At 65.8% G+C, this 17663-nt stretch carries 16 protein-coding genes and 1 tRNA gene; 7 read left to right on the plus strand and 10 right to left on the minus strand.

Features of this window, described 5'->3' with window-relative positions:
- From DYI24_RS07170 to DYI24_RS07180, 3 genes are all read right to left on the minus strand, one after another.
- A partial coding sequence (locus DYI24_RS07170) for an enoyl-CoA hydratase/isomerase family protein (protein ID WP_164571794.1) occupies positions 1–492 on the minus strand: 492 nt, incomplete at its 3' end.
- A gap of 32 nt (positions 493–524) precedes the next feature.
- On the minus strand, positions 525–1685 hold the full coding sequence (locus tag DYI24_RS07175; RefSeq protein WP_107342697.1) for an acyl-CoA dehydrogenase family protein: 1161 nt from the start codon (positions 1683–1685) through the stop codon (positions 525–527).
- A gap of 26 nt (positions 1686–1711) precedes the next feature.
- Entirely contained in the window at positions 1712–2776 is a 1065-nt protein-coding gene (locus tag DYI24_RS07180; RefSeq protein ID WP_164571795.1) for an acyl-CoA dehydrogenase family protein, read from the minus strand.
- Between the two features lie 260 nt (positions 2777–3036).
- On the opposite strand from DYI24_RS07180, the gene DYI24_RS07185 reads away from it, so the two are divergent.
- On the plus strand, positions 3037–3819 hold the full coding sequence (locus DYI24_RS07185) for an SDR family NAD(P)-dependent oxidoreductase (RefSeq protein WP_164571796.1): 783 nt from the start codon (positions 3037–3039) through the stop codon (positions 3817–3819).
- Between the two features lie 53 nt (positions 3820–3872).
- Here the strand turns inward: DYI24_RS07185 and DYI24_RS07190 are convergent, their stop codons facing one another.
- From DYI24_RS07190 to DYI24_RS07200, 3 genes are all read right to left on the minus strand, one after another.
- The gene (locus DYI24_RS07190; protein WP_107342696.1) at positions 3873–4169 is read right to left on the minus strand and encodes a GlsB/YeaQ/YmgE family stress response membrane protein; all 297 of its coding nucleotides are present in this window, start codon (positions 4167–4169) and stop codon (positions 3873–3875) included.
- A gap of 69 nt (positions 4170–4238) precedes the next feature.
- Complete coding sequence (locus DYI24_RS07195; protein ID WP_164571797.1) at positions 4239–4799, minus strand: YidB family protein; 561 nt, start codon at positions 4797–4799, stop codon at positions 4239–4241.
- Between the two features lie 137 nt (positions 4800–4936).
- Complete coding sequence (locus tag DYI24_RS07200; protein WP_164571798.1) at positions 4937–6268, minus strand: TadE/TadG family type IV pilus assembly protein; 1332 nt, start codon at positions 6266–6268, stop codon at positions 4937–4939.
- Between the two features lie 211 nt (positions 6269–6479).
- Between DYI24_RS07200 and DYI24_RS07205 the strand changes: the two genes are divergently transcribed.
- Positions 6480–6556, plus strand: a tRNA-Arg gene (locus tag DYI24_RS07205).
- A gap of 69 nt (positions 6557–6625) precedes the next feature.
- Here DYI24_RS07205 and DYI24_RS07210 read toward each other — a convergent pair.
- Positions 6626–7627, minus strand: a complete 1002-nt coding sequence (locus DYI24_RS07210; protein WP_164571799.1) for an NADP-dependent oxidoreductase — start codon at positions 7625–7627, stop codon at positions 6626–6628.
- 91 nt (positions 7628–7718) lie between these two features.
- Complete coding sequence (locus tag DYI24_RS07215) at positions 7719–8669, minus strand: ATP-grasp domain-containing protein (protein ID WP_164571800.1); 951 nt, start codon at positions 8667–8669, stop codon at positions 7719–7721.
- A 292-nt stretch (positions 8670–8961) separates the two neighbouring features.
- Here DYI24_RS07215 and DYI24_RS07220 point away from each other — a divergent pair, with 292 nt between their 5' ends.
- The gene (locus DYI24_RS07220; RefSeq protein WP_164571801.1) at positions 8962–10593 is read left to right on the plus strand and encodes an FMN-binding glutamate synthase family protein; all 1632 of its coding nucleotides are present in this window, start codon (positions 8962–8964) and stop codon (positions 10591–10593) included.
- A gap of 31 nt (positions 10594–10624) precedes the next feature.
- Here the strand turns inward: DYI24_RS07220 and DYI24_RS07225 are convergent, their stop codons facing one another.
- Positions 10625–12694 (minus strand): carbohydrate porin, encoded by a 2070-nt coding sequence (locus DYI24_RS07225; protein WP_246701188.1) that lies wholly within the window; start codon positions 12692–12694, stop codon positions 10625–10627.
- Positions 12695–13068: 374 nt separating this feature from the next.
- Positions 13069–13881 carry a creatininase family protein gene (locus DYI24_RS07230; RefSeq protein WP_164571802.1) on the minus strand — a complete coding sequence of 271 codons (813 nt, stop codon included), beginning with the start codon at positions 13879–13881 and terminating at the stop codon, positions 13069–13071.
- 129 nt (positions 13882–14010) lie between these two features.
- Between DYI24_RS07230 and DYI24_RS07235 the strand changes: the two genes are divergently transcribed.
- The 4 genes from DYI24_RS07235 to DYI24_RS07250 all read left to right on the plus strand — a co-directional run.
- Entirely contained in the window at positions 14011–15153 is a 1143-nt protein-coding gene (locus DYI24_RS07235; RefSeq protein ID WP_164571803.1) for an ABC transporter substrate-binding protein, read from the plus strand.
- Positions 15154–15161: 8 nt separating this feature from the next.
- Positions 15162–15992 (plus strand): ABC transporter ATP-binding protein, encoded by an 831-nt coding sequence (locus tag DYI24_RS07240; protein WP_164571804.1) that lies wholly within the window; start codon positions 15162–15164, stop codon positions 15990–15992.
- Positions 15989–16813, plus strand: a complete 825-nt coding sequence (locus DYI24_RS07245) for an ABC transporter permease (RefSeq protein ID WP_164571805.1) — start codon at positions 15989–15991, stop codon at positions 16811–16813. The genes DYI24_RS07240 and DYI24_RS07245 overlap by 4 nt, the downstream gene beginning before the upstream one ends.
- Positions 16813–17663: 2-hydroxyacid dehydrogenase (locus DYI24_RS07250; protein ID WP_164571806.1), on the plus strand; the 851-nt coding region annotated here is incomplete at its 3' end. The genes DYI24_RS07245 and DYI24_RS07250, both read left to right, overlap by 1 nt.

The raw sequence follows: 17663 nt of genomic DNA on the forward strand, positions 1-17663 counted from the left end.
GTTCTTGCCGATCAGCTCCGGCAGCGTCACGGTCAGGCCGAAGCCGGGATGAAAGCCGAGCTTGGTGAAGTTGGCCGAGAACCGCGCCTCCGCGCAGGTGACGCGGAAGTCCGCCGACACCGCAAGCCCCAGTCCTCCGCCGATCGCGGCGCCGTGCACCGCTGCGATGATCGGCTTCTTGGCGCGGAAGATCCGCACCGCCTCGTAATACAGATGACCGATCTCGCCGAGGCTGTCGGCCGGATCGCCCTTCGCCGCCGCCGGATCGGCTTCCTGCCGGGCCGGATCGCCGAAATTGGCGCCGGCGCAGAACGCCTTGCCTTGCGCCGCCAGCACGGTGGCGCGCACTTGCGGATCGGCGTCGATCTCATCGAGCGCGTTGGCGATCTGCCGGATCAGCGAGATGTCGAAGAAATTCAGCGGCGGCCGCTGGATTTCGATGGTGGCGACGTGGCCGGTCTTTTCGACCGCGATATCGGTGTAGCTGCTCATGATTGTCCTCGATCGTTCGATGCGCGCCGGCGTCAGCGCAGGCCGAGCCCGCGGGCGATGATGCCGCGCAGCACCTCGGTGGTGCCACCCTGGATGGTCAGCTTCGGCGCCAGCTTGGTGGCGAACGCCGTCAGTTCGTCGAGCGTCGCATGATTGGATGCCTCGCCGTCGACGAAGGCGGCGAGCTCACGCACCCGGTGCGGCAACTGCTGCTCCCAGATCGTGCCGATGTCCTTGACGATCGAGGCCTCCACCACCGGCTCCTTGCCGGCCTGCAGCATGCCGGCGACCGACACCGACATCCGCCGCATGGTGTGCAGTTGTGCCACCAACCGGCCGATGCCCTCGGCGCCGCGGGTGTCCGGATCGGGACCGAGCGCACGCACCAATTCGGTGAGCACGTAGTAGGTCTCGAGGAAGCGTTCCGGCCCCGAACGCTCATAGGCGAGTTCGGAGGTTGCCTGCTTCCAGGCGCCGTCGACCTCGCCGAGCAGATGATCGTCCGGGACGAACACGTCGGTGAACACCACCTCGTTGAATTCGTACTGCCCGGTGATCTGCGCGATCGGGTTCACCTTGATGCCCGGCGACTTCATGTTGACCAGGAATTGAGTGAGCCCGTGGCGGCGGTTTTCCTTGGTTGGCGGCGAGGTACGGAAAATCGCGATCATGTAGTCGGCGATGTGCGCCGAGGTGGTCCAGATCTTCGAACCGTTGATCAGGTAGCCGCCGTCGGTCTTGGTCGCCTTGGTCTTAGCAGCGAACAGATCGGAGCCGGAATTCGGCTCGCTCATGCCGATCGCGAAGCACAATTCGCCGCGGCAGATCCGCGGCAGGATGTCCATCTTGATGTGCTCGGGCGCGTATTTCAGCAGCACCGGTCCGCTCTGGCGATCGGCGACGAAGAACCGCCGGGTCGGCGCATTGGCGACACGCATCTCTTCGGTGACGACGTAGCGCTCCAGGAAGGTGCGCTCGTGGCCGCCGTATTTCTTCGGCCAGGTCATGCCGAGCCAGCCACGCTCGCCGACACGGCGGGAGAATTCAGGCGCGTCGGAATCTTCGCGCTGCGGCTTATTCGGATCGAAGGTGCCGGCGGCGATCTCTTCGGCAAGGAAAGCGCGGACTTCCTTGCGCAGTTCTTCGCAGACGGGCGGCAGGCGGATCGGATCGAAACGGAGGGCGGCGGTCATCGCATTATCTCGCTACGTTGATGCGGTCAGCGCGAAGCGACCAGCGGCCACAAATCATCGGCGCCGCGCGCCGCGACCATGCGGCCGAGCTCGACAGCCCAATGGCTCTCGTTGCCGAAATCGTCGCGCCAGGCGAGCGCGCGCAGGCTGAAGCGATGCAGGATGTGCTCGCGGGTGAAGCCGATCGCGCCGTGCACCTGATGGGCGATCGCCGCGCCTTTCTCAGCCGCTTCAGCGCAGCGAATCTTGGCCGCACTGGCTTCGAGGAACACGGCGTCGTCGAAGCCTTCGGCGCTGCTGATCGCATCGGCCGCGGAGGTTGCGGCGGCCAAGGCAGCTGACGTCTCGCCGGCGAGCTTCGCCAGATTGTGCTGCACCGCCTGGAATTTGCCGATCTTCTTTTCGAACGCGACGCGCTCATTGGCGTAAGTCACGCTGCGGTCGAGCAGGGTTTCCAGCGCGCCGGCGATCTGCAGGCTGCGCGCGACGGCGCCCATCAGCATCAGCGACGTCTGATCGACCCCTTCGGGCGCGGGCGCCGTGGTAATCGGCGCGACCTTGTCGAAGGTGACGACATCCGACGCATCGCCACCAAGGCCGAGGCCCTTATCAATTCGGCAGGTCGACGCCGGCACCAGCGCGATCTTCGCGCCGGCGGCGCTCTGCGCCAGCACGGCGATATGCTGCGCGTCTTGCGCGAACGGCACGCTGCGCGCACGACCCGACAGCTTGCCGTCGGCATCGAGCGTGAGGCGATCTTTCGGATGGGCCGGCGCGATCGTCATGGCGCCTTCCGGCGCGGCGATCTTGCCCTGCGCCAACAGCCAGCCGGCCAGCATGGTCTCGGCGAGCGGCACTGCGAGGCCGGCGCGGCCTGCTGCGTTGAGGACGCCGAAGCCTTCGGCAAGGCTCGCGCCCGAGCCGCCGAATTCCTCCGGCACCCATGACAGCGGCAGCCCGGATTCACTCAGCGCCTGCCACAGCGGCGCCTTCCAGGTTTCGGCTTTGTCGGCGTTGATGGTTTGCGCATCGGCGAGGTCGGCGAAGATCTTCTCCGCGGTCTCGACGACGATATTGTCGGTCTCCGTCACGGCGTTTCCCGGTTGCGCACTCAGCTCCCGGCGGATCGCCAAGCATGTGTGCTGGTCTTGTTGTTGTGCGGCATGATGCGGAAAAGCTGAAACGAACACAAGCGCAGCCGGCACGGGGCGGATTGCGCGCCGGACATGGTCGAAACGCCTCACGCCGCAGGCTTATTCCGCATCATGGGCTTTGCCGGCTTGCTCTCGATATCGCAACCGATATGGTTGCGGCGACGCGGCGAAGCCGGTTCGATGCAAAGGGAGTGAAGATGTCAGACGGACTGAACGTAATCGTCACCGGGTCGGCCTCGGGCCTCGGCGCCGCGACCGCCAAGATCCTTGCCAAGGACGGCGCGCGCCTGGTGATCAACTACGCATCGAGCAAGGACGACGCAGAAAAGACCGCCGAAGAGTGCCGCAAGCTCGGCGCCGCCGAAGTGATCGTGGTGCAGGGCGACGTCGCCAAGGACGAGGATTGCAAGCGCATCGTCGAGGCCGCGGCCCCCTGGGGCAAGCTCGACGCGCTGGTCAACAACGCCGGCACCACCAAGCACGTGGCGCATCATCTGCTCGATCAATTGTCGGCCGACGACTTCCAGCGGATCTACGCGATCAACACCATCGGCCCGTACCAGATGGTCCGCGCGGCGCGCGAGCTGCTCGTCGCCGGCGCCAAGGCGGCCGGCCGTGCTGCGGCGGTGGTCAACGTCTCGTCGGTCGCCGGCATCAGCGGCATCGGCTCGTCGATCGCCTATGCGGCCAGCAAGGGCGCGCTCAACACCATGACGTTGTCGCTGTCGCGCGCTCTGGCGCCGAACATCCGCGTCAACGCGATCTGCCCCGGCTATATCGATACGCCGTGGTTCACCAAGGGACGCGGCGCCGAGGAAGCCAAGCAGGTGCGCGACATGGTGGTGTCGCGCGTGCCGCTGAAGATCGCCTCGACCGCCGAAGACATCGCCGAATTGGTATGCTTCCTGGCGACGCCGAAATCGAGCAGCATGACCGGCGAACTGGTGCGGATGGACGCTGGCATGCACCTGGCCGGCTGACGTCACATCCGCACGCAGCAGTGAGCGGCCCGGCGAACCGGGCCGCGACAGCCTCAGCGCGGATCGTAGGGATAGCGATTGCCGGGATCGGAGATCACCCGCCGCGCCACCAGCCTGTTCCAGATGAACAGCACAGCCACCGCGCCGATCGTGGCGGTGATGAAGCCGGCGCCTTGATTAGGGCCGTAGTGCCCGATCATCTGCCCGACCGCGGTGGCGAGGAATGCGCCGGCGATGCCGAGGACCGTGGTGAGCACGAAGCCTTGCGGATTGTTCGGCCCCGGCGACAGCACCCGCGCAATGATGCCGGCAACAAAACCGACCAGCAGAATCCAGAGTAACCCGCTCATCTTCCGTATCCTTTCTCACGGCCCGCTTCGGACCGCTCGCAACCAAAGGAACAACCCGGCCGCTGCCGATCAGATCCAGCGCGACGCTTCGTCGTCGGTCGGCAGTCGCCCGTCCGGGGTGAGCTGGTCGACCACGTCGGGCAGATAGCGACTGAGGCCGTCGAGCAGTTCGTCGCGCGACATCCCGGTCTGCCGGGTCATCGCGTCGATCTGTTCAGAGCCGAGCGCGTTGGCGAGATCGCTCGGGCCGATCTGCTGGTTGGGGCCGTGACCGACCCAGGAGTTGGCGGCATCGCCGAGGCCATTGTGCTGGAGCTGCCGCAGCAGATCGCCGAGCCCGCCCGACAGCACGCTGCCGGCCGCACCGCCGAGCACCAGGCCTCCAAGGCCGCCCTTCAGGAAGTCACCCCAACCACCGCCGGTATTCGCGGGCGGAGGCGCCGGCACCGGGCGCGGCTGATTGGCCGGCGCAGTCTGCGGCTGGCCGCTGGTCATATGTTTGTAGGCCTTCCACGCCAGCAGCGCGAGAATCGCCATGGTGAACTTGGACATGCCGCCGCTTTTGTCCTGCGGGTCGGCCGGGCCGCGCGGGCCGTTCTGCATGCCGTTGAGGATGTCGAGCAAACCCATCGAGACCTCCTATGTGGTGCCGGCACGGCGCCGCTCCGGCGCGGCGCTCCCGGCCGGCATCACAACGTAGGAAGGGGTGATGGAGTTTCCAAGGCGGACCCGGCGATCGCGCCGAATCCGAAAACCGTACCTGTCGCTCAGCTGGTGATGCGCGCGTCGGCGACTGCCTTCTTGAACAACGCGTTCATCGCTTCGGCGATACCCTGGGTGGGGCTGACCTCGAAGTAGAAGCCCGGCGACGCGCAGGCTTCCATGTTTTGCGCGATCTCGCTGTTCGGCGACGGGCCGTAGGGGCCGGCGTTGAACGGCGCGATCCACTGCTTGTACCAGTCGTTGCTCGGCAGGTTGAGATAGGTGGTGTACAGCACCGCGATCTTGACGCCGCGATCCTTCAAGGTCTTGCACAGCGCCGGATTGATCGGCGACTGGCAGCGGTTGCCGGTCTTCGGCTTCAGGCAGCTCGGATTGTATTCGTCGGCGACGCCGTCGGAGACAAAGAACAGATATTTCTGCGGCGAGCCGGACACGCCCGAGCCGGGCGTGCTGATCTCTTTGTTGATGGCAGGAAAGATCGTCGTGTAGCTGGTGTCCTGGTCGTTGTTGTCGTTCTGCCCCTTCACCGTCATCAGGTCGATCGCGCTCGCCGCGGTCTTGGCGCTCGACAGGCTCGCCGATAGCGAGAACAGGTTGCGCAGTCCGGCAGACTGGGCCGACGCGCCGAAGTCGTAGATCGCCATGCGGAACTGGTTCGAGTAGGTCGCAGTCGCGTTCGCGGTGTCCATCAGTTGCTGCGTGGCGCTGCGCAGCACGTCGATCCGGGTGGTGATACCGAGCGACTTGGCCAGATTGTAGTAGTTATTCTTGTTGTTGACGTCGTGACAGGCGAACGCGCAGTGATCGTCCGACGACTTGTTGGCAGTGGCCGTGATCATCGCCGACACATCATTCGGCGTGGCGCCCACACCCATCGACGGCGAATTGTCGAGCAGCAGATAGAAATCGATGTATTTCGGCATGCTGGCGGTAGCGGTGGACGTGCCGCCCACCGTCATGGCCGACATCCCGACCACCTTCATGAACATCGTCGAGATCTGGGCCGAAAACGTCACTTGCGAGGTGACGACGTCCGACACCTTGGTCACCGTCGCCGATGAGCTGGCGAGGGTGTAGCCGGTCAGGCCGTTCAGATTGCCGTTGAAGATCCGCAGTGCGTCATCCGCACCGGACGAGATCACACCGTCGCCCGACATCGCTCCGGCGGCCACATAGGCCGGCGAGGTCCGCGACACCGCACCGACCGAGGCCGCATCCGCCGCGGCCTGCAGCTTGCTTCGCAGCGCATTGGCCCGGCTGTAATCGACCGCGCAGCCGATTGCGGAAATCAGCGGAACCAACACCAGCGCAAAAATCACCGCGATATTGCCGCGCCGGTCACAAGAAAAGCGAGCTATCGACCTCGAAAACGTCATGGGTACGCCCGACTAACACAGCCGGGCGCGAACCTAGCGGGGGCCGCCTAAGCAAGATTTAAAGTCTATGACGAAACAACGGCTGAAGCCGGCGCCGAGCGACACCCGTGGGGAGGCTAATCGCGGTCAGCAAGCCCCGACTTCCGGGTGGCGATCGGTCCGCCGCTCTGCTATGGGAGGCTCCTGCTCGCGGCCCTGGCCGCAGCCGGACGGTCCCGTAGCTCAGCCGGATAGAGCGGCGGTTTCCTAAACCGTAGGTCGGATGTTCGAGTCATCCCGGGATCGCCAGCTTTGCTCCCCGGCACGGCTGGCCGGCACGAGGCCGGCCAGCAAGTCGACGGGCAAGCCCCCCTTAGCTCACACCTTCACCATCCGCTTGCCGCGATTTTCGCCGGCCAGCAGGCCGATCAGCGCCTGCGGGGTGTTCTCCAGGCCTTCGATGACGTCCTCCTGGACCTTGAGCTTGCCGCTCGAAACCCACTCCTGCAGCTTGGCGACCGCTTCGTCGCGCTGGTCCATGTAGTCCATCACGATGAAGCCCTGCATGATCAGTCGCTTCACCACGATCAGGCCGGGGATGCCGCGCGGGCCGGTGGCCGAGGGGGTGCGGTCGTATTGCGAGACCGCGCCGCAGCAGGCGATCCGGCCCTTCATGTTCATCTGCGGCAGACAGGCTTCGAGAATGTCGCCGCCGACGTTATCGAAATACACGTCGATGCCGTTCGGCGCCGCGGCGCGCAGCGCCTTGAACAGCGCGCCGTCCTTGTAGTCGACCGCCGCATCGAACCCGAGCTCGCTCACCAGCCAGTCGCACTTCTGCTTGCCGCCGGCGATGCCGACGACGCGACAGCCTTTGATCTTCGCAATTTGTCCGACGATCGAGCCGACCGAACCGGCCGCGGCCGACACCACCACCGTCTCACCGGCGCGCGGCTTGCCGATGTCGAGCAGCCCGAAGTAAGCGGTCAGGCCGGCGATGCCGTAGACGCTGAGCAGATGCGTCATCGGCTCGACCTTGGGCAGCTTGGCGAGATGCTTGGCGGGCAGCGCCGCATAGTCCTGCCAGCCGGTGTCGGCAAACACGAGATCGCCCGGCGCCAGGCCCGGAGCCTTCGAACTCACCACTTCGGCGACGCTGCCGCCCGGCATCACGCTGTCGGTTTCGACCGCGGCCCGATAGGTCGCGCCCTGCATCCAGGCACGGTTCGCGGCATCGAGCGAGATGTAGCGAACCTTGACCAGCGCCTCGCCGTCTTTCGGCTCGGGAACCGGCGATTCCGCCAAACGGAAATGCTCCGGGCCGAGTTTCTCCTTCGGCTTCTCGATCAGCAGGATCTGGCGGTTGACGGTCGCGGTCATGAGCTTCCTTGTTGCTTGATGGGAATGCGGACGCGACGCGATCTTAGTTGATCCGCAGCGAAAGGAAATCGCGCCGCTGAACGCTGGACTGTTAGACCGCCATCGCCTGCATCACCCGATCGAGCGCGCGGGTGTAGACCTGCCGGGCGATGTCCGGAAACCGGCGGCTGAGCGATTCGATCATCACGCCCGAATTGATCTCGAGCACGCGGGGGCCTTGCGCGGTCCACACCACATCGACGGCTCCGAAGCCAAGACCGATCGCACGGGCGGCTTCGCAGGCAAGCGCAACGCAGCTATCGCGCAGCTCGCCATCGCCGAGTAGTTCGGGCTCCGCGCCGAATTCGAGATTGTGCCGCCAATCGAGCTGGAACTGCGCGCCGGCCGGCACCACGGCATCGAGCGCAGCGTGATCCGCCGGCAGGTTCGCCAGCACAGCGCCGAGCCGGTCTGCCGGGACCGCGTCGAGCAAAAGCTGCAACGCGCTGCGCACGCCGTCGCCACTGATCGCCGGCCGCTTCTTTTCGTAAACCACCAGCGGCGCCCGATCGAGCAGGATGACGCGAACCTCGCGGGCGATATCGAAATACGGCGCGATCGCCAGATTCTGGTTGGCGGCGAAGATCGCGGTGGCGGCCTGTTCGAGTTCGAGCTCCGTCGTCACCTTGAACACCAGATGGCCGCAGGTGCCCTCGTTCGGCTTGAACACCAGCCCGGCCGGATGCGCGCGCAACATCTCCAGCATCGCCGACCAGTGGCCGCTGCTCGGCACGTACTTGAAGTGCTGGTGATTCATGAACAGCCGGTGCGGCACGCAGGCTAGGCCGGCCGCGTCGAGGATATCGGCGGTCGCTGCCTTGTCATTGGCAAGGCGGTGCGTCACCGAGCTGTTCAGACCGAAATCGTAACCATAGATGAAATGCCGGGCGTCACCCTTGCTCAGCACGATCAGCCAGCCGTCGAGCCCGAGCGTGACGTCGACGCCGCGCGCGCCGCAATAGTCTTTGACGATCCGGACGATCACGCGGTCGGCATATTGCATCGGGGGTCTCGTCAACAGGCAGTGACCGGCGCTGCGGACGGCTGCCGGCGGGCGCGGTGGGATCGCTTTGCAGCGGCGAAATGTCAAGCCGAACCGCATCGTCAGAGTCTCAGGGCGTGCCATCGTCACAGGATTGCGACCGCGGCGTGACCGGATGATCGCGGAAGCTCCGAGGTTATCGAGGCCGGCGCGTCGTGCTATACCGCGGCCCGGTCGCCGCACTCAGACGCACGGGGCTCCCCGCTGCGGCGGCTGATCGAACGTCCGTCCTGCCGACCCCCGCGGGGATTCCATGGAAACGCTGCTGCTTCCGCTCTCGCCGCGCTACATCGTTCTCACTGTCTGCGCCGTCCTCACCGCACTCCTAGCCGGACTTGCAGCATTCGACGCCCACACGCCGCTGTTCTGCGTGGTGCTGGTGCCGCTGCTGGTGTTCGGCGCGCTGACGCTGCTCGGCATCCACGATCTGCTGCAGACCAGTCACGCGGTGCTGCGCAACTATCCGATCTCGGCGCATCTGCGCTTCCTGCTCGAAGAAATGCGCCCGGAGATGCGGCAGTACTTTTTCGAGAGCGAGAAGGACGGCAAGCCGTTCAGCCGCGACACCCGCGCGCTGATCTATCAGCGCGCCAAGATGGAACTCGATAAGCGTCCGTTCGGGACTCAGAAGGATGTCTATGGCGACGGCTACGAGTGGATGCACCACTCGGTCGCGCCGCGGCCGCACGCCGAAGAGCCGTTCCGGATCACGATCGGCGGACCGGACTGCGCCAAATCGTATTCCGCTTCGGTGTTTAACATCTCGGCGATGAGCTACGGCGCGCTGAGCCCGAACGCGATCCGCGCACTCAATGCCGGCGCCAAGAAGGGCGGCTTCGCGCACGACACCGGCGAAGGCGGCGTCAGCCCGTATCACCGCGAGCATGGCGGCGACCTGATCTGGGAGATCGGCTCCGGTTACTTCGGCTGCCGCACCCGCGATGGCCGATTTGATCCGGAGGCGTTCGCCCGCGTCGCGACCGACGACCAGATCAAGATGGTCGAGCTGAAGGTCAGCCAGGGCGCCAAGCCGGGCCATGGCGGCGTGCTGCCGATGGCCAAGATCTCCGAAGAGATCGCGCAGATCCGCGGTGTCGGCATGGACGAAGACTGCGTCTCGCCGCCCTATCACAAGGCATTCTCGACGCCGATCGAGATGATGCAATTTGTCGCCGAGATGCGCCGCCTCGCCGGCGGCAAGCCGGCCGGCTTCAAGCTCTGCGTCGGCCACCCCTGGGAATTTCTGGCGATCTGCAAGGCGATGCTCGCCACCGGGATCTATCCGGATTTCATCGTGGTCGACGGCAAGGAGGGCGGCACCGGCGCCGCGCCGCTGGAATTCATGGACCACCTCGGCATGCCGATGCGCGACGGCGTCAGCTTCGTGCACAACGCGCTGATCGGTATCGGCGCCCGCGACCGCATCAAGCTCGGGGCCTCGGGCAAGATCGCCACCGGCTTCGACGTCGCGCGCGCGATGGCGCTCGGTGCGGACTGGTGCAACTCGGCGCGCGGCTTCATGTTCGCGCTCGGCTGCATCCAATCGCTGAGCTGCCACACCGACCGCTGCCCGACCGGCGTCACCACCCAGGAGCCGTCGCGCTATCGCGCGCTGGTGGTGCCGCACAAGCTGGAGCGGGTTTACAACTATCACCGCGCGACGTTGCAGGCGCTGGCCGAACTGGTGGCCGCCGCCGGCCTCGACCATCCGCGCGATATCCGCCCCTATCACTTCTCGCAGCGGACCTCGCCGTCGGACGTCATCTCGCTGGCACAGCTCTACCCGGCGCTGCGTCCGGGCGAGCTGCTGGAAGGCACCGACGATCCCCGTTTCAAGCAGGCCTGGGCGATGGCCCGAGCGGAAAGCTTTGCGCCAGTGGTTTAGCGCTCATCATCGCAGTGCAGATTGGGTCGCGTCAGAACTCGCCGTGCACCCGGCCTGAGAACACCGAGACCGGGCCGCGGTCGGCGTTGTAGGCGGGGTTGGCGATCAGCTGATAGTCGGCGGTCGCGGTCCACGACGAGTTAAGCGCCAGCGCGTAGTAACTTTCGAACACCCGCTCGCGGCGATAGTTCAGAGCACCGTCGCCGATCAGCGGGCCGAGGCCGCCGGCGGCGAGAAATTCGCGGTGATCGCGCGACAAGCCGTTGAGCGCGCCGGCGATGCCGATCACATCGTCCGGGCGACCCCAGCGCTGGCCGCGGATCGACACGCCGCCCGACAGGCTGCTGTCGATATCGGTGAACGCCATGATCTCGTTCTTGCCGTCGTTCCAGCTCCAGCGGCCGAACACGCCGATGTCGTCGGTGACAGCCTGCTCCAGGTTGAGCGCGTAACCGTATTTGATCCGGCCGCGGCGGGTCTGGGTGATGTCCAGATTCAGCGACGGATCGTTCAGCGTCTCGCGATAGCTGCCCGAATAGGTGCTGTTGATGAAGCCCAGCGTGCGCAGCTTGCCGGGAAGGCCGAACAGCGAATAGCGGGTCTCGAGCTCGGCGACGTATTCGCCGCGCTTGAGCAGCTTCATGTCGTAGTTGTTGGAATTGGATTCGGCGTCGACCAGGAAGTAACCGGCGCGGACCGCCCATTGCTTCTGGTTGAGTTCGGCGGTGGCGCCGTAGCCGAGGCCGAGCTTGTCGGCGGCATAGTCGAACGCGCCCGAGGCCCAGATCGACCAGTTCATGAAATCGCGGCGCGGATCATGCGCGTAGGAGTTGCCGTCGAACACGTCGATGACGCTGAAGCGGCCGACCTGCAGCGTCAGCCGCGAGATATCGGCCTTGCCGGAGAGCTGCGAGCCGCTCGAGGCGAGCTGTTCCTGCTCGCCGCCGAGCCCGAAGGTCTGCCGCAGATAGAACCGCGATGGGCTGAAATGCGGGTAGGCGAAGCCGGATTTCTGCGCTTCGCCGTTCGGGAAGCCGCCGGCGCCGACCGTGTCGCTGAGCCCGTAGCCCTGCAGGAATTCCGGGTTGAAATAGAACTCGCCGCCGTCCCACAGCCGGACATTGGCGAACAGGCTGGTGCTCCAGGTGTTCTTGAACTGCCCGCCGGGAAACAGGCTGTTGGTGCCACTATAGGGGGCCCGGAACGACGGATAGCCTTGCCCGATAAAGGTGGTCTGGCCGTGGAGCTCCCAGCGATCGGTCTCCGGATCGGCCACCGCGGCGAGCGACGGGAAGGCGTCGGCGCTGCCGGTGCCGAACCAGTCGATCTTGCGGTTCACGCCGACACGCACGGCCTGCAGGTTCAGCGATGTCGCGTAGCTCGCGCCGGTCGGCAGCGCGACGGTGGCGTTCTGATACTGGCTGTAGAGATATTCGATCCGTGCGCTCCAGTTCGGCGTGAAGCCGTATTCGACGCCGGCACCGGCCGCCCAGCCGATCCGCGCGTTCATCACGCGGCCGACGTCGGGGTCGGTGAGATAGCGCTCGTGCTCGAAGGCGAGGCCGCCGGTGACATAACCGAGCCATCGGCCGGCGATGACGCCGAGCCGGGCGCGGACCGTGCCGTAATAGTCGAGGTGCTGCAGCGTGTTGGCAGTGCCGTTGTCGAACTCCGACAGTACCGCGTTCTGCGGCAGATAGCTCGGGAACGAGATGTCGGCCTCGACACCGAGCAGCAGGTTCGATCCGGTGACGAAATTGTAGCCCGCCTGGACGCCCGCGGTGGCTCCACCGGCGCCGTTGCTGTTCTGCACAATCGAATTGGCGTCCTGCAGCGTCGCGCCGGCATGGCCGCGGACGTAACCCGCATGGGCACCGACATAGAACCCGCTCCAGTCATAGGCCGGGTCCGGCCGCAGCTTGCCAATGCCACCCGCGGCTGCGCCCTGCGGCAGCAGCAACGCGGCGGCGGTCGCCGCGCCGGCGATCAGCGTCGCGGCGGACGGACGCCGAAAGGTCCGATGGTGCGGCGTGCACAGCTCACGCGAGGCGAGGTCGCGGTGGTCCGAAATCGGGCTGGCGGGGCATCGTCGAACAGTCATCAAGCTCACCTGAAACGCAAAAGAGCGCGCGGCGATTGGTCGCGCCTCATCACCCCGACGGCATCTGAATGTCGTTCGCAACCTGACGAAAGTCGGAAGCAGTGTCAGCTTATGAGGGCCAGCGACACGCAAAAGCGCCATCTACCGCACACAACTCGAAGCGTCGGGAGCAGGACAGCGCCAGTCTGGAATTCCTCAAAGTCCAGATGGCACGGTAACTTACTGCCGTTGATGAGGCGCGCGTGAGGCCGGCAGCCTCTCCGCCTCAAAAGATCGAGTGGTATCAGAGGAAGAGCCGGTCGGCCGGGCACGGCGCAGGTGAGCAGCGACGCAACCCAGCATAGCGACCCCGCCGATGTGCTCGGCGGATACCCTCAGGCGGAGGGTTTGGTCGACAGCGCGGCGAGATCGAAGCGGTGCATATCGGCCAGCAGCTCGCAGAACGCGCCGGCCCCATGGTCGAGCAGCCGCCGTCCCTTCTCGGCGGTGGCCGCGGAGGCGTCGCCGATGGCTCCGCTCGGGTGCAGGTCTTCGGCCGCCCAGGCAAACGGCGCCGGACGCTGTGCCGACAGCCGGCGATAGGTCTGCTCCATCGCCACGCTGGCAGGTTGAAAATCGGCGATCCTATCGACCCGGACCAGTTCCGGCGCATGCGCCAGCATGATCGAGGTCTCGGTCGCACCGCCATGGATGCCGTGGCGCAACTCATCGGCGGCGAACAGCCCGTCGGGCACGCCGAACCGCGCCCAGCCGGTGGTCGCCACCAGCATCCGGTGCCGGACGCGCAGCTCCTGCGCCACCAGGCCCATCGCGGCGCTGTTGCCGCCATGGCTGGTCACCATCACCAGCTTGCGCACACCCGCCCGGGCGATGCTGTCGCCGATCTCCGTCCACAGCTTCAGCGCGGTCTCGGTCGATAGCGTCAGCGTGCCCGGAAACGACAAATGCTCGGTCGACAGACCGATCGCCTGCACCGGGAGGAACGTCGCGGGAATGTCGTCGGGCAAGCGATCTTTCACCCGCGCCAGATAGGCTTCCGCAATGGTGACGTCGGTCGACAGCGGCAGATGCGGCCCGTGCTGCTCGATCGCGGCGAGCGGCAGCACCGCGATCCAGCGCGACGGATCAGCGCCGTCGATCTCCGGCCAGTAAATCGCGCTCCAGTCGCGAGGCGGCAGCATGGTCATCGGCGAAATGCGAGGTGACGGAGAAGTGGTTCAAATGCCGGCATTGTTTCGCTATCAATCCTGAAACGCTCGAATCCGCGCCGCCCTGATGCCGCCATCATGGGCCAAAATGAACGACGGAGTCCAACCATGAGCCCCGCTTTCCTGCTGCGAGCGTTAACCGGGGTACTGTTGGCGGTGGGAGTGGCGCTGGCTTCTCCCGTTCATGCGTCCGGCCACGGCCATGGCGCCGAAAAACCCGTCGAGAAGCCGCCGGAACCGCCGCCCCCGCCCCGGCCGAAGAAGCCGCAGCCGCCGAAGGTGCAGCCGGTCCGCAAAGTGCCCGAAGGCGGCTTCGACAAGGTGTCGTTCGGCACCAATTGGGTGGCCGAAGGCGAGCATGGCGGGTTCTTCCAGGCGGTCGCGGACGGCACCTACAAGACCTACGGCCTCGACGTCAGCATCGTCCCGGGCGGCCCCAACGTGAACAATCGGGCGCTGCTGATCGCCGGCAAGCTCGACTTCTTCATGACCGCCAACACGCTGCAGTCGTTCGACGCGGTGGCCAACAACGTGCCGGTGGTGGCGATCGCGGCGATCTTCCAGAAAGACCCGCAGGTGTTCGTGTCGCACCCGGAGTCGAAGATCGAAACGCTGGACGATCTGAAGCCGCTGACGCTGTTCGTCTCCAAGGAGGGCATCACCAGCTACTTCCAGTGGCTGAAATCCGAATACGGTTTCAGCGAAGCCAAGGTGAAGCCCTACACCTTCAACCCGCAGCCCTTCATCATCGACCGGCGCAGCGCAATGCAGGGCTACGTCACCTCCGAGCCGTTCACGGTGGAGCAGGCGGCCAAGTTCAAGCCGAGCGTGCTGCTGCTCGCCGACTACGGGCTGAACGGCTACTCGACGCTGATCGAGACCCGGCGCGATCTGATCGACAAGAATCCCGACATGATCCAGCGCTTCGTCGACGCCTCGATCATCGGCTGGTACAATTATCTGTACGGCGACAATTCCGCCGGCAATGCGATGATCAAGCAGCTCAATCCGGAAATGACCGACGAGATGCTGGCCTATTCGGTCGACAAGATGAAGCAATACGGCATCGTCGATTCCGGAGACGCCATCAAGAACGGCATCGGCGCGATGAACGACGAACGCTACGCTTCATTCTTCGACAAGATGGCGCGGGCCGGCGTGGTAACGCGCGGCCTCGATTTCCGCAAAGCCTATACGTTGCAGTTCATCAACAAGGGCGTCGGCGTCGACCTGCGTCCGAAACAGAAATAGCCGGCCGCATGGCCTCATCGCCGCGACCGTCCGCTGCGGATGCCGGCGCCACCGGGCCGGCGATCGAACTGCGCGGCGTCACCAAGACCTACCGCACCGGCACGCTGGCGCTCGGCCCGATCGACCTCAATATCGGCCGCGGCGAGTTCGTGTCGCTGCTCGGCCCCTCCGGATGCGGCAAGTCGACCGCGCTGCGGATGATCGCCGGATTGGCAGCGCCGTCCTCGGGGCGGATCGAGGTCGGCACCGCGTCGCCGCGCAGCCGCGGCGAACATCCGATCGGCTTCGTGTTTCAGGAGCCGACGCTGATGCCGTGGGCGAGCATCCGCCACAACGTGGCGTTGCCGCTGAAGCTGGCGCATGTCGCCAGCACCGATATCGCCCGGCGCGTCGACGAGGTGCTGGCCCGGGTCGACTTGGCCGAGTTTGCCGATGCGTTTCCGCGCGAACTATCCGGCGGCATGAAGATGCGGGCCTCGCTGGCGCGCGCGCTGGTGACGAGGCCGGACATCCTGCTGATGGATGAGCCGTTCGCCGCACTCGACGAAATCACCCGGTTCCGACTCAATGACGATCTGCTGGCGCTGTGGCGCGAGTTGCAGATGACGGTGGTGTTCGTCACCCATTCGGTGTTCGAGTCGGTTTATCTGTCGCAGCGCGTGGTGGTGATGACGCCGCGCCCAGGCCGGATCGCAGCCTCCTTCGATATCGATGCACCGACATCCCGCGGCGAGGAGTTCCGGCTCTCGGCCGACTATGCGGCGCAGTGCCGCGAGGTTTCACGCGCCCTCGCGTCGACGGGCGAAAGCCCCACCACCACCCGCGAGGCGCGGGCATGAGCGCCCTGCCTACCTCACGTGAGGACGCTTCTCCGCTTGGCGCCCGCACCGGGCTCCGGGTCGCGCTGCCGATCATGGTGCTGATCGCCGCGATCGTCGCGTGGGACCTCATCGTCAGGCTCAATCAGATCCCGCCTTACGTGCTGCCGGGCCCGGTGCTGGTGGCTTCGACGCTGATGCAGGACTGGCCGGTGCTGTTCGGCTCGCTGCTGACCACGCTATGGACCACGCTGGAAGGCTTCGTCGCCGCCGCGGTCGGCGGCATCGCGCTGGCGCTGCTGTTCAACCAGTCGCGACTGCTCGAATATTCGCTGTTCCCCTATGCGGTGGTGCTGCAGGTCACGCCGGTGATCGCGATCGCGCCGCTGCTGCTGATCTACCTGCCGCAGGAAACCGCCGTGATCGTCTGCGCCTGGATCGTGGCGTTCTTTCCGGTGCTGTCCAACACCACGCTCGGCCTCAACTCGGTCGACCGCAATCTCGCCGGGCTGTTCCGGCTGTACGGCGCCTCGCGCTGGCAGACGCTGCTGCGGCTGAAGCTGCCGGCGGCGCTGCCTTACATCCTCGGCGGCCTGCGCATCGCCGGCGGACTGTCGCTGATCGGCGCCGTGGTCGCCGAGATCGCGGCCGGTTCGGCCGGCGCCGGCTCGGGTCTCGCCTACCGGATTGCCGAATCCGGATACCGGCTCAACATTCCGCGCATGTTCGCAGCATTGCTGTTGCTGTCGACGGCGGGCATTGTGATCTATCTGCTGCTGGCGCTGGTGTCGCATCTGCTGCTGCGGCGCTGGCACGAGAGCGCGTTGGGAAAGGATAATTGATGCCGGGGGAAACGGGCGCGTCGGAGCCGATTGATCTGTTGATCTATGGCCCGCGCAAGGAGGTCATCGATCAGGGCTTCCCGGCCGGCTATGTGCTGCACAAATGTGAGCGCGCCGACGACCTCGAGAAGCTGAGCGACGAGGCTCGCGGCCGCATCCGCGGGATCGCGGTCACCGGCCTGGTGCCGACCGGCGCGGCGATGCTGGCGCGGTTTCCGAAGCTCGAAATCGTGGCGAGCTTCGGCGTCGGCTACGATCATGTCGACTCCGCATGGGCGGCGCAGCATGGCGTGATCGTCACCAACACCCCCGACGTGCTCACCGAAGAAGTCGCCGATACCGCGCTCGGGCTGCTGATCGCCACTTTGCGCGAGTTCATTCGTGCCGACAAATACGTCCGCGCCGGACAGTGGCAGACCCAGGACTATCCGCTCAGCACCGGCTCCTTACGCGACCGCAAGGTCGGTATGGTCGGCATGGGCCGGATCGGTCAGGCAATCGCCCGCCGGCTCGACGCCTCGCTGGTGCCGGTGGTGTATCACTCGCGCAATCCGGCGGCCGGCGTCGCCTACCAGCACTATCCGAACCTGATCGAGATGGCCAAGGAGGTCGACACCCTGGTGGTGATCACCCCGGGCGGCCCCACCACTGCCAAGCTGATCAACGCCGAGGTGCTCGATGCGCTCGGGCCGCGCGGCGTGGTGATCAACGTCGCGCGCGGTTCGGTGATCGACGAAGCGGCGCTGATTGACGCCCTGAAATCCGGCAAGATTCTCGCTGCCGGCCTCGACGTATTCGCGGCCGAACCGAACGTTCCCGACGAGCTGCGCGCGATGGACAACGTGGTGCT

The sequence above is a fragment of the Rhodopseudomonas sp. BR0C11 genome, from assembly GCF_010820945.1.
Lineage (GTDB): Bacteria > Pseudomonadota > Alphaproteobacteria > Rhizobiales > Xanthobacteraceae > Rhodopseudomonas > Rhodopseudomonas palustris_H.

Bases quoted from the DNA above. Each gene is read 5' to 3' on its own strand.
- DYI24_RS07225 (WP_246701188.1), bottom strand. From the start codon at position 12,694: ATGACTGTTCGACGATGCCCCGCCAGCCCGATTTCGGACCACCGCGAC.
- DYI24_RS07190 (WP_107342696.1), bottom strand. From the start codon at position 4,169: ATGAGCGGGTTACTCTGGATTCTGCTGGTCGGTTTTGTTGCCGGCATC.
- DYI24_RS07240 (WP_164571804.1), top strand. From the start codon at position 15,162: ATGGCCTCATCGCCGCGACCGTCCGCTGCGGATGCCGGCGCCACCGGG.
- DYI24_RS07175 (WP_107342697.1), bottom strand. From the start codon at position 1,685: ATGACCGCCGCCCTCCGTTTCGATCCGATCCGCCTGCCGCCCGTCTGC.
- DYI24_RS07185 (WP_164571796.1), top strand. From the start codon at position 3,037: ATGTCAGACGGACTGAACGTAATCGTCACCGGGTCGGCCTCGGGCCTC.
- DYI24_RS07235 (WP_164571803.1), top strand. From the start codon at position 14,011: ATGAGCCCCGCTTTCCTGCTGCGAGCGTTAACCGGGGTACTGTTGGCG.
- DYI24_RS07230 (WP_164571802.1), bottom strand. From the start codon at position 13,881: ATGACCATGCTGCCGCCTCGCGACTGGAGCGCGATTTACTGGCCGGAG.
- DYI24_RS07220 (WP_164571801.1), top strand. From the start codon at position 8,962: ATGGAAACGCTGCTGCTTCCGCTCTCGCCGCGCTACATCGTTCTCACT.
- DYI24_RS07245 (WP_164571805.1), top strand. From the start codon at position 15,989: ATGAGCGCCCTGCCTACCTCACGTGAGGACGCTTCTCCGCTTGGCGCC.
- DYI24_RS07210 (WP_164571799.1), bottom strand. From the start codon at position 7,627: ATGACCGCGACCGTCAACCGCCAGATCCTGCTGATCGAGAAGCCGAAG.
- DYI24_RS07195 (WP_164571797.1), bottom strand. From the start codon at position 4,799: ATGGGTTTGCTCGACATCCTCAACGGCATGCAGAACGGCCCGCGCGGC.
- DYI24_RS07215 (WP_164571800.1), bottom strand. From the start codon at position 8,669: ATGCAATATGCCGACCGCGTGATCGTCCGGATCGTCAAAGACTATTGC.
- DYI24_RS07200 (WP_164571798.1), bottom strand. From the start codon at position 6,268: ATGACGTTTTCGAGGTCGATAGCTCGCTTTTCTTGTGACCGGCGCGGC.